The 12,160-nt window shown below is 45.0% G+C and carries 7 protein-coding genes; 5 read left to right on the forward strand and 2 right to left on the reverse strand.

Annotation, left to right across the window (positions count from 1 at the left end):
- The first annotated feature begins 174 nt into the window (after positions 1 to 174).
- The 5 genes from FLAVO9R_RS03360 to lysC all read left to right on the forward strand — a co-directional run bounded on the left by FLAVO9R_RS03360 (position 175) and on the right by lysC (position 8,990).
- The gene (locus FLAVO9R_RS03360) at positions 175 to 2,988 is read left to right on the forward strand and encodes a bifunctional aconitate hydratase 2/2-methylisocitrate dehydratase (protein WP_159528766.1); all 2,814 of its coding nucleotides are present in this window, start codon (positions 175 to 177) and stop codon (positions 2,986 to 2,988) included.
- 202 nt (positions 2,989 to 3,190) lie between these two features.
- The gene (locus FLAVO9R_RS03365; RefSeq protein ID WP_159528768.1) at positions 3,191 to 4,111 is read left to right on the forward strand and encodes a DNA ligase; all 921 of its coding nucleotides are present in this window, start codon (positions 3,191 to 3,193) and stop codon (positions 4,109 to 4,111) included.
- A 309-nt stretch (positions 4,112 to 4,420) separates the two neighbouring features.
- Entirely contained in the window at positions 4,421 to 7,033 is a 2,613-nt protein-coding gene (gene acnB, locus FLAVO9R_RS03370; protein ID WP_159528770.1) for a bifunctional aconitate hydratase 2/2-methylisocitrate dehydratase, read from the forward strand.
- A gap of 70 nt (positions 7,034 to 7,103) precedes the next feature.
- Positions 7,104 to 7,553: a DUF192 domain-containing protein gene (locus FLAVO9R_RS03375; RefSeq protein ID WP_159528772.1), complete on the forward strand. Its 450-nt coding sequence runs from the start codon at positions 7,104 to 7,106 to the stop codon at positions 7,551 to 7,553.
- A 72-nt stretch (positions 7,554 to 7,625) separates the two neighbouring features.
- Positions 7,626 to 8,990 (forward strand): lysine-sensitive aspartokinase 3, encoded by a 1,365-nt coding sequence (gene lysC / locus FLAVO9R_RS03380; RefSeq protein ID WP_159528774.1) that lies wholly within the window; start codon positions 7,626 to 7,628, stop codon positions 8,988 to 8,990.
- A 99-nt stretch (positions 8,991 to 9,089) separates the two neighbouring features.
- Here lysC and FLAVO9R_RS03385 read toward each other — a convergent pair whose 3' ends face one another.
- Both FLAVO9R_RS03385 and FLAVO9R_RS03390 read right to left on the reverse strand, forming a co-directional pair.
- Complete coding sequence (locus tag FLAVO9R_RS03385) at positions 9,090 to 11,114, reverse strand: HAMP domain-containing methyl-accepting chemotaxis protein (RefSeq protein WP_159528776.1); 2,025 nt, start codon at positions 11,112 to 11,114, stop codon at positions 9,090 to 9,092.
- 226 nt (positions 11,115 to 11,340) lie between these two features.
- On the reverse strand, positions 11,341 to 12,156 hold the full coding sequence (locus FLAVO9R_RS03390; RefSeq protein WP_159528778.1) for a symmetrical bis(5'-nucleosyl)-tetraphosphatase: 816 nt from the start codon (positions 12,154 to 12,156) through the stop codon (positions 11,341 to 11,343).
- Positions 12,157 to 12,160 lie beyond the last annotated feature (4 nt).

A 12,160-nucleotide genomic window follows, 5' to 3' on the forward strand; every position in this document is an offset into this window, starting at 1 on the left:
TAATGAAAAGTGTAAATGGGGCTTTGCGCCATTCTGCCATTTTCTAATGATTACCTGATGCGTAAAAATCAGTTAAAATAACCACTATAATTTCATGCGTATAGCTAAGACCGACGTATAATTAACCCCTGCGTATAAAAAATACCTACGTATAACCAAGACCGAGAGAATTATATGAGTTTGTATTCAGAATACATGGCCGAAATCGAGACCCGTAAAGCGGAACTTGGTTTACACCCTAAGCCTATCGACAGTGCCGATTTGCTGTCAGAAATTATTGCTCAAATTAAAGATACGAATAACGAGCACCGTGAAGATTCTCTTAACTTCTTCATCTACAACACACTGCCAGGTACAACAAGTGCGGCAGGTGTAAAAGCTGCATTCCTTAAAGAAATCGTACTAGGTGAGTCAGTTGTTGCTGAAATCACACCTGAGTTTGCGTTAGAACTGCTTTCACACATGAAAGGTGGCCCGTCTGTTGAAGTGCTTCTAGATTTGGCACTTTCAGACAATGAAGCGGTCGCTAAGACAGCTGCTGAAGTAGTAAAAACACAGGTTTACTTATACGAGGCTGATACAGAGCGTTTAGAAGCGTCGTACAACGCAGGTAATGTGATAGCAAAAGACATTCTTGAGAGCTACGCAAAAGCAGAGTTCTTTACTAAATTGCCTGACGTACCAGAAAAAATTGATGTAGTAACTTATATTGCTGCAGAAGGTGATATCTCTACTGATTTACTTTCTCCTGGTAACCAAGCTCACTCTCGTGCAGATCGCGAGCTACACGGTCAGTGCATGATCACGCCTGAAGCACAGCAAGAAATTGTTGAGCTAGGTAAAAAGCACCCTAACGCTAAAGTAATGCTTATTGCTGAAAAAGGCACCATGGGCGTAGGTTCTTCGCGCATGTCTGGTGTGAATAACGTTGCACTTTGGGCCGGTGAGGCAGCAAGCCCTTACATTCCATTTGTGAACAAAGCGCCAGTGGTTGCAGGTACTAACGGTATCGCACCTATCTTCTTAACGACCGTAGACGTTACTGGCGGTATTGGTTTAGACCTTAAAAACTGGGTTAAAAAGACGGATGCCAACGGTGAAGTGGTTCGCGATGCTAACGGCGATCCAGTGTTAGAAGAAGCATATTCTGTTGCTACTGGCACCGTGCTTACTATCGATACTAAAGCGAAGAAACTGTTCAACGGCTCAGAAGAACTTGCCGATATATCAAGCGCTTTCACTCCGCAAAAAATGGAGTTTATGAAAGCCGGTGGTTCTTACGCGGTAACGTTTGGTAAGCAGTTACAAACTTTTGCTGCGAAAGTGTTAGGCACAGACGTACCTGAAGTTTATGCACGTTCGAAAGAAGTATCTGTAGCGAACCAAGGTCTAACAGCTGTTGAAAAAATCTTTAACCGCAATGCGGTAGGCGTTAAGTCTGAGACTCCGCTTCACGCTGGCTCGGACGTTCGCGTTAAAGTAAACATTGTAGGCTCACAAGATACAACCGGCCCGATGACATGCCAAGAGCTAGAGTCGATGGCAGCATCAACGATTTCTCCGCTTGTCGACGGTGCATACCAGTCGGGCTGTCACACAGCGTCGGTATGGGATAAGAAAGCCCAAGCTAATATTCCTAAGCTTATGTCTTTCATGAATAACTTTGGCGTAATCACGGCACGCGACCCTAAAGGGGTTTACCATGCTATGACTGACGTTATTCACAAAGTATTGAACGATATTACCGTTGACGATCGCGCTATTATCATTGGTGGTGACTCACATACTCGTATGTCTAAAGGTGTCGCGTTCGGTGCTGACTCGGGTACGGTAGCGGTAGCGCTTGCGACAGGTGAAGCGGCGATGCCAATTCCAGAGTCGGTGAAAGTGACCTTTAAAGGCCACATGAAGAGCCACATGGACTTCCGTGACGTTGTTCATGCTACTCAAGCTCAAATGCTGAAGCAATTTGGCGGTGAGAATGTGTTCCAAGGTCGTGTTATTGAAGTGCAAATCGGTACTTTGCTTGCTGACCAAGCGTTTACCTTTACCGACTGGACAGCAGAAATGAAGGCGAAAGCCTCAATCTGTATTTCTAACGACGAGACTATGATCAAGTCGCTAGAAGTGGCGAAGAGCCGCATTCAGATAATGATCGACAAGGGCATGGAAAACGATGCCAACATGCTTCAAGGTTTGATTGACCTTGCTGATAAGCGTATTGCTGAAATCGAGTCTGGCGAAGAGCCAGCGCTTGCACCAGATGACAGCGCAAAATACTACGCAGAAGTGGTTGTTGATTTAGACCAAATCGACGAGCCAATGATAGCTGACCCAGACGTAAATAACGATGACGTTTCTAAGCGTTATACCCATGACGTTATTCGTCCAGTTTCTTTCTACGACGGCAAAACCGTTGATTTAGCCTTTGTTGGTTCTTGTATGGTTCACAAAGGTGACATGCAGATTATCGCTCAAATGCTTCGTAATTTAGAAAAGCAAAATGGCAGCGTGTCGTTTAACGTACCACTTGTTGTTGCACCACCAACATACAACATTGTTGATGAACTAAAAGCGGAAGGCGATTGGGACATTCTTACTAAGTACGCAGGTTTCGAGTTTAACGACGACAAGCCAAAAGAATCTGCGCGTACCAAGTACGACAACATCATGTACCTAGAGCGTCCAGGATGTAACCTTTGTATGGGTAACCAAGAAAAAGCAGAACCTGGTGATACCGTAATTGCTACCTCTACGCGCTTGTTCCAAGGTCGTGTTGTTGCCGATTCTAACGAGAAGAAAGGTGAGTCACTTCTTGGTTCAACACCATTAGTCGTGCTGTCTGCTGTGCTAGGTCGCTTCCCTACTATGGAAGAGTACAAAGCTGCGGTTGAGGGTATTAACCTTACTGACTTCGCGCCGCCTGCAGAAGACTTAAGCGTTAAAGCTAAGTTCGAGCCAAGCGTTGCTGTTAAAACAGTTAGCTAAAACGCCATTTAACCTTACGTTAAATAGCAATTAGCATATAGAGCCTCAACCTCGGTTGGGGCTTTTTTATATCTCTATTCCCACCTGTATTTCCGCCTGTATTCCGCCTGTATTCTAAGCCTTCATGTAAACCCGCCCTAAGCCCAGTTTACTCAGGGAGTGATAAGCGTAAGCTTTTTTGTTTTTTAACAAGAATGCCAAAATGAATATTAAACATGTTATCTCACTGGCGCTACTCGCGATAAGCTTGCCTCCAGTTTCATTTGCCACTCCCGTTGCCACCCCTGTCACTCACGCAATGCCTAATCTCATTAAACGCGTGCCCGAGCAGGGTGTAACGCCTATTCAAACGGCAACGACCTACAAGGCAAATGACTACATCAATATTGCTGAGTATTTCGTTAGCGAAAAGTTAGATGGGGTGCGTGCCCGGTGGACGGGCACGCAGCTTCTTACCCGAAACGGTAATAAAATTCACGCACCTGAGTGGTTTACCAAGAACTGGCCTGATGTAGCCCTTGATGGAGAGTTATGGACTCAGCGAAGCAGTTTTGAAGCTATCGCTTCTATTGTACTTAGTCATACGCCTGATGAACGCTGGAGGACGGTGAAGATGATGCTGTTTGATATGCCCGTCAGTCATGTCCCGTTTGCCACACGCTTGTCTACGATGGAGGCACTGGTAAAGCAAGCAAATAGCAATAGTTTAACTATGATCCCGCAGTTTACACTGAGCAATCAGCGGCTTCTTGAAGCGAAAATAGATGAGGTAACCGCAAAGGGCGGTGAAGGCCTAATGCTACATCATAAAGCGGCCTTTTATCAGGACGGGCGTAGTAATCAGTTATTAAAAGCGAAACGGTTTAACGATGCTGAAGCCAAAGTGATTGGCTATGTAAAAGGGAAGGGGAAGTTCGCCGGCATGATGGGCTCGCTTATTGTAGAAACGCCCGAGGGTGTACAATTTAAAATCGGCACGGGGTTTAGTATGAAACAGCGCCGATATCCGCCACCAAAGAACAGTTGGATCACCTACAAATACTTTGGCGTAACAAAGAAGGGGATCCCCCGATTTGCAAGCTTTAGGCATGTACGCCCAGACAAAGACCTTCCCGATTTATAAGATAATATGCCTCTGTGGTTTTAAACCTAGGTTGCTTTTAACGAATATTGCCGCCATACCGTTAATGATGGGAATAATGACATTCAACAAGTTTGATTAGTTTTAGGGTTTTATTTATGGTTTTTTAATAGTTTTAATCGTTCAATATTAAGTGCGCTGAATGGCGACTATAAACGAATAAAAAGCCTCAAAAATTTAATTTAGGCAGGTTAATCGTTATACTTATGAAGTATTTTTAATCACACCTTGCGTCAAGACCGTACAAGACCGTTATTCCCATTGCGCAAGCTAAACCAAGAGGAAGACATCGTGTTACAAGACTATCGCAAACACGTAGAAGAACGTGCTGTTGAAGGGATCCCTCCTAAGCCGCTAAATGCTGAACAGGTAGCAGGCTTGGTTGAGTTAATTAAAAATCCACCAGAAGGCGAAGCAGACAACCTATTAGAATTGTTGTCTGAACGTGTTCCACCAGGCGTAGATGAGGCCGCTTACGTTAAAGCCGGTTTCCTAAGTGCTATCGTTAAAGGCGAGGACAGCTGCTCGTTAATTTCAAAAGAAAAGGCCATTGAGCTTCTAGGCAACATGCATGGTGGCTACAACATCGTGACATTAGTTGAGCTTCTCGACGATGAGGGCCTAGCGCCACTAGCGGCTAAAGAACTTAAGCACACGTTGCTTATGTTTGACGCCTACCATGATGTTGAAGAAAAACACAAAGCCGGAAATGAATTTGCCACTGACATTATTAAGTCGTGGGCAGAAGGTGAGTGGTTTACCTCGCGTAAATTAATGGACGATAAAATCACTTACTCTGTATTTAAAGTAACCGGTGAAACCAATACCGACGACTTGTCTCCCGCCCCAGATGCGTGGTCGCGCCCAGACATTCCTCTTCACGCCTTAGCCGCTTATAAGATGACCCGTAATGGCTTAGAGCCAGAAGAGCATGGTGTTAAAGGTCCAATGAAGCAAATCGAAGATGTAAAAAACCAAGGTTATCCCGTTGCCTTTGTAGGAGATGTGGTAGGAACCGGCTCTTCACGTAAATCGGCCACCAACTCAGTGCTGTGGTTCTTTGGTGAAGATTTACCTGGCGTGCCAAATAAGCGCGGCGGCGGTGTATGTATTGGCAGCAAAGTAGCACCCATTTTCTTCAATACTATGGAAGACGCTGGGGCCTTGGTTTTTGAAGCTGATGTAGAAAAAATGAATATGGGCGATGTTATCGACATCTACCCGTTTGAAGGCAAAATTACCAACCATGAAACAGGTGAAGTGTTAGCTGAGTACGAATACAAATCTAAAGTCATTTTAGATGAAGTACGCGCTGGTGGTCGAATCAACCTTATTATTGGCCGCGCGCTCACTGAAAAAGCACGAGAAACATTAGGTTTAGGCGCAACAGATTTGTTCCGCACGCCAGAACAACCAGCCGATACCGGTAAGGGCTACACTCTTGCCCAGAAGATGGTAGGTAAAGCATGTGGCGTAGAAGGCATTCGCCCCGGCACCTATTGCGAACCTAAGATGACCACTGTTGGTTCGCAAGATACTACAGGCCCTATGACGCGAGATGAGCTAAAAGACTTAGCCTGTCTTGGTTTCACTGCCGACTTAACCATGCAGTCGTTTTGTCATACCGCGGCATACCCTAAGCCTGTTGATATTGAAACTCAGCATACCTTGCCAGACTTCATGATGAACCGAGGCGGAGTATCCCTTCGCCCCGGCGACGGCATTATTCACAGCTGGTTAAACCGCATGTTGTTGCCAGACACAGTAGGTACCGGTGGCGATTCACACACCCGTTTCCCATTGGGCATTTCATTCCCAGCAGGGTCTGGCTTAGTGGCTTTTGCTGCAGCAACTGGTGTGATGCCCCTTGATATGCCTGAATCCATTCTGGTTCGTTTTAAAGGCGAAATGCAGCCGGGCATTACCCTGCGTGATTTAGTACACGCCATTCCGTTATACGGTATTAAGCAAGGCTTACTTACCGTAGAGAAGAAAGGCAAAATTAATGCGTTCTCTGGTCGCGTACTTGAAATTGAAGGGCTGGAACACCTAACGGTAGAGCAAGCATTTGAATTATCTGATGCATCGGCAGAGCGTTCTGCGGCGGGCTGCAGTATTAACCTTTCAGAAGAGTCTATTGCTGAATACCTGAACTCAAACATCACTATGCTTCGTTGGATGATTAACGAAGGTTACGGTGACCCACGTACGCTTGAACGCCGTGCTCAGAAGATGGAAGAGTGGTTGGCCAACCCTGAACTTATGCGCGCCGATGCAGATGCTGAGTACAAAGAAACTATCGAGATAGACCTTAGCGATATTAAGGAGCCTATCGTTTGTTGCCCTAACGATCCTGATGATGCGAAAACCTTATCAGAAGTAGCTGGTGAGAACGTAGATGAGGTCTTTATTGGTTCATGTATGACAAACATTGGTCACTTTAGAGCGGCCGGTAAGTTACTTGAGCAGTTCAATAAAACCCTACCTACCCGTTTGTGGATGTCGCCACCCACGAAAATGGACAAGGCTCAGTTGATGGAAGAAGGCTACTACAACATTTATGGGCGAGTGGGCGTGCGTACAGAAATGCCCGGGTGTTCATTGTGTATGGGTAACCAAGCCCGTGTAGATGCGGGCACCACAGTACTGTCTACATCTACTCGTAACTTTCCTAACCGTTTAGGTGACGGGGCGAATGTGTACCTTACGTCGGCTGAATTAGCGGCGGTAGGTGCTATCGTTGGCCGTATTCCCACGGCAGAAGAATACATGGAATATGCGAGCAAAATTAACTCCATGTCGTCTGAAGTATTCCGTTACTTAAACTTCGATAAAATGCCAAGTTTCAAGAAGGCAGAGGAAGAGGCAAAGGCCAATATCATTCCAACGTTGAATGTTGCCTGATTTAGTGTATAAACTACAAAGCCGGGCGCCGTAAGTGTCCGGCTTTTTTTATGGGTAAAAGGAATGTCTAATGGCTAAAACTACTGTCATCGCAATCGCGCTTTTTGTGCTTCTAGGGTATGGCGCTTTAAATGCCAGCGCGCAAATGGAACCTAGCGTAAAGTTTGATCAAGTTACTTTAACGATTGATGGAAAACTTTACCAAATGGAATACGCGCATTCTTTTGAACAACGTGCTCAAGGGTTAATGTTCAGAGAATCACTGTGTGATGACTGTGGAATGTTCTTTAAATTTGCATCGCCGCGATACGCCAGCATGTGGATGAAGAATACCAATGTTGCTTTAGATGTCGCCTATATCGACAGAAATGGCGTAATTACAGATATAAAACCTCTAGAGCCTCACGACCTAACGTCAGTGCAGGCAACTAAAGAGGTACTCTACGCGCTAGAAATGAACCAAGGGTGGTTCGCTTCACACAATATAAGTGTGGGTGACCAGATAGAAATTAATCGTTAAACCGGTGCGAATAATTAATTCGCCGGTCGGTATCGAGCAGTATGCTCGGTAAAAGAAATTCGGAGTAAAATCGTGGCAAATGCTTTAACCATCGCCAAGTTCGGCGGAACCAGTGTTGCGAACTATGAAGTGATGCAAAACTGTGCGCGAATTGTTGCCTCAAACAGTGCGACCCGTATCGTGGTTGTTAGTGCATCAGCAGGGGTGACAAACCACCTGGTGAATTTAGCGCACAGCCCACTTACCCAAGAGCAAATAGAATCTACTTGCCAATCTATTGTTGATATTGAACTTGCCATTCTCAACAAGCTTGCAGATAAGAGCTCGGTTGAAAGCAAGCTAAATGATTTGCTAGATGAAATGAAATCGCTAGCATTCCACGAAGAGATTTTACATAGAAACGATTTGAAAGATCAGTTGCTTTCTATGGGTGAGCGCATGTCGTCATTGATGTTCAGTGCAGTCTTAGCCGAACAAAAAGTAGGCGAACAAAATGTGACTACCATGAACTTCGATGTACGCAAAGTCTTGCGCACCGACAGTGAATTTGGTGAAGCAGTGCCACAGATAGACACTATTGAAGCTTTGGCAAAGCAATTGCTGGCCCCTGAAATTGAAAATGCCATTGTGGTTACACAAGGGTTTGTGGGCGCCGATGATGAAGGTCGCACTACTACATTGGGGCGTGGCGGTTCTGACTTTACGGCTGCGCTTATTGCTGAAGCCTTAGATGCCGATGCCTGTGAAATATGGACCGATGTGATAGGGGTTTATACCACCGACCCACGTATTACTGCTGCGGCTCGCCCATTGCCAGAGCTTAGTTTTGAGGAAGCGGCTGAGATGGCGACCTTTGGTGCTAAGGTACTGCATCCTGCCACCATGGAACCAGCCCTTCGTAAAAACATTAAAGTGTTTGTAGGTTCAAGTAAAGAGCCAGAAAAAGGCGGTACTTGGATTGTTCGAGATTGCGTGGAAGAGCCACCTTATCGTGCCATTACTCGCCGTAAAGACCAAGTTATGGTAACAGTGAAAACACCTAAGATGATGTACGCACAGGGCTTCCTACAGCAGGTTTTTGCCATTATTGCTAAGCACAAGCTAAGTGTGGACTTGGTGACTACATCAGAAATCTCGGTGTCGTTTACCTTAGACAATCCTGCCAATTCAGTGGCACAGCGCTTAAATAAAGAAACCATTGCAGAACTTGAAACTATCTGTGATGTGAAAGTAGAGAACGGTTACGACTTAGTCACGGTGGTGGGTAACCACATGCAAACCGCAATTGGGGTGTCTAGCAAGATTTTTGCTGCGGTATCTGACTTTAACTTACGCATGATTTGTTTCGGTGCTAACCCGCACAACCTTTCATTCCTAGTGAATGAAACAGACAGCGATAAAATAGTGAAGGATTTACATAAAGCGCTCTTTGAGTAGCGTGTTATGTGTTTTTCATATACAAAAAAGGGAAGGTGTTAACCTTCCCTTTTTCATTTAACGTAGAGTATTCAATGACACTAAATACCCAATGTGGTGTTATACCTTAAACTGACGGATAGATTGCTGTAGTTCTTCAGCAAGCCTTGCCACTTCGTGGCTAGAGTCAGAGGTTTGCTGAGCACCCGACGTAGTTTCTTCAGCAATATTAACGATAGTTTCAAGCTTCTCGCTAATTTCTTGAGACACGGTATTTTGCTCACGTGCTGATTGTTCAATTTGAGAACTTACGTCGTGGGCTTTATGTACAGCTTCAGAAATAATATCAAGCGCCTGAGTCGCTTTTTCCGTTTGCTCGACACACGCTACGGTCTGCTCTTTACCTTGATTCATTACCGATACCGCGCGTTCAGCACCCGCTTGAAGCACCTCAATCATAGCGTTAATTTCTTGCGTAGACTGTTGCGTACGGCTCGCTAGCGTACGTACTTCATCAGCAACTACCGCAAAGCCTCTACCTTGCTCACCCGCACGTGCAGCTTCAATGGCCGCATTCAAGGCTAGAAGGTTAGTTTGGTCGGCCACGCCGCGGATAACATCAAGAATGCCACCGATGCTGGCGCTGTCTTGATGAAGTTTGTTAATAACATCTGCTGCGTCTTGTACGTCTTTTGCAAGAATTTCGATAATACGTTTATTCTCAAGCGAGATTTGACGTACATTTTCAGCTTCTGCGTCAGCATGGCGAATTTGACTCAGTGTATCTTCAGCGTTTTGCACTACCAATTGCGAGGTAGAATGCATTTCTGTAGTGGCCGTTGCCACTTGACCAATTTGTGACTTTTGATCTTGAATTGAATGCGTGGTTTGCGCGGTAACGGCTGAGGTTTGTTCTGATGCCGCGGCAAGTTGCTCTGCACGGGTATTAATTCCTGAAATCAGCTCTTTGAGGTTGCCAATTAGGTTATTACAGTTTTTAGCTAATAAGCCAAACTCATCTTGAGCAGAATCGTCTAGGCGATGTGTTAAGTCTCCAGATGATGCCACGGTAAGTAATTCGTTCACGCGGTAAAGCGGGCGAGTAATCGCGCGTACTGTTATGTAACCAATAATGATAGCTATCGCGATAGAGAGAATAACCACTGCACTAATAATAATATTACCTGTAGTGATAGCGCTGTTAACTTGGTTTTCGATGTCTTTTGCTTTGGCATCTGCAAGGGCGAGAAGCTGCTCAAGTTCCACAATACCGTTCGCAATATTTTTATCTGACGCATTCAGCGCACTTTCAGAATCATTTCTGCGCTCTAGTCTTTCTACATGCAGCGCCATAACGCCGTCACTGGCTTTAATAGCGTTTAGGGCATCGTTTACCAATTCATTAATATCGCTAAGGGTACCAGATTGATCTCGCTGTCCAGCTGCTTGGCCCATATCACTAAGCAAAGTAGCAACCTTGTCTACCACCAAGTCAACTTCGTTACCTAGGGTTTGTGAGCGTACGATAGTTTCGGTCTTTACGTATTCATATGAAACGGTAAGTAGAGAGAGTAGTGAGGTTTCTAGTTGACTACCAATGTCGGCTGCGCGTCTAAGGTTAGGATCGCTTTGCACTGTATCTAGGTCAGAGAAGTCTAGTAAGTAAGTAGATGCATCGTCAGCGTTATCTTCAGCGTCACCTAGTCGATCGTCAATGGTGTTGCGAATGTCCATAAATTTTTGGTGATTCAGATAAACCGCTTCAACATTCTTTATGTAATTGTCATAGGAGGCACGAATGCTATTCAATTTACGTTGAAGTTCAGGTTCGTCGGCAACTGCACTGGCAAGCTTTTTATATTCAGCTTCGAACATATCTCGGCTTTTATTGAATGCTGTGCGCTTTTCTTGAAGACCCGATAAATCTTCTTCAATATAGGCTTCGAACGTCAATCTACCCATGTTTAGGAAGTTCGCTTTTAGGGCGTTACTACCCGCTACTGTAGGAAGCGCTATGTCATTTACCTCTTCGGTTGCTGAACCGATGGAATTGAGGTTGAACAACGAAACAACGCTAATGACAATCAGTAGACAAGTAATTGCTACAAAACCGCCGATTACGCGAGTGGCTACTGTAATCTTCATTGAAACTCCTAGACTATTTTTTATTTTTTTGCGTGACGATACTACCCCGCACTACGTCCAAAATACACCCCAATGCCCTAGAGGAAGGTATTAAAATGTATAACATGAACGGTAATGGGATTATAGACTAACGTATATAACCAAAGTATCGGCAGGTAAGCCATTAAGTTAACAAGTAAAGCACAAGAATATGCGATTTAGTAGTCTGCTGCATCAATTAAGCAAATTACGCATGTACTCTGATGAGTTTACCTGTATTGATATCCAGCATGGTCATTTCTTGACCCCAAACATACCCGGTATCTAGCGCGACAAAACGATTATCTTGCGTCTCGCTGTTTAGTGCAGCCCAATGACCGAAAAGAACCTGTTCTTGCGCCTGGAGGTGAGCATTGTCTATCTTGAACCAAGGCGTAACCGATTTCGAAGCTTGAGCAGGGTGGGTTTTGGTCTCAAACTCTAAACTAGTATCTGCGTTTAGAAAGCGCATTCTAGTGCATGCGTTCACAATAAAGCGGGTTCGTGGTACACCTTCAAGTTTATCAGACCACGTGACCGGTGTGTTGCCGTACATGTTTTTTAAAAAGTCAGTATAGTGCTTCGCTTGTAACTGTTTGCTAACTTCATCGCTTAAGCTGACGAGGGTGTCAGTACTCCAATGTGGGTAGAGACCGGCATGTACGATGGTATGGTTAGCATTAATTTTTTTAGCTAAGGGAAATTGACGAAGCCAATCGAGTAGTGCTTTTAAGTCGGGAGCATTAAGTAAAGGCTCAAGGTTATCAGCTTTCTTAGGTTTGCGAATGTTGTTCGCTACCGCCAGCAAGTGAAGGTCGTGATTTCCTAGCACTGTCTCGAAACTGCTACCTAAGCTTTTTAGAAACCTTAAGGTGCTTAACGAGTCTTCGCCTCTGGCAACTAGGTCGCCAACGGCGAAGAGTTTATCTTTATCCGCAGAGAATTCGGCTTTCTCCAGCAGTTGCTGTAGCCCGCGATAACAGCCTTGAATATCACCCACGACGAAGGTGTTGCGATAAGTCATAAAT

Origin of the sequence: Alteromonas sp. 38 (genome assembly GCF_902506055.1) — a bacterium.
GTDB lineage: Bacteria > Pseudomonadota > Gammaproteobacteria > Enterobacterales > Alteromonadaceae > Alteromonas > Alteromonas lipotrueae.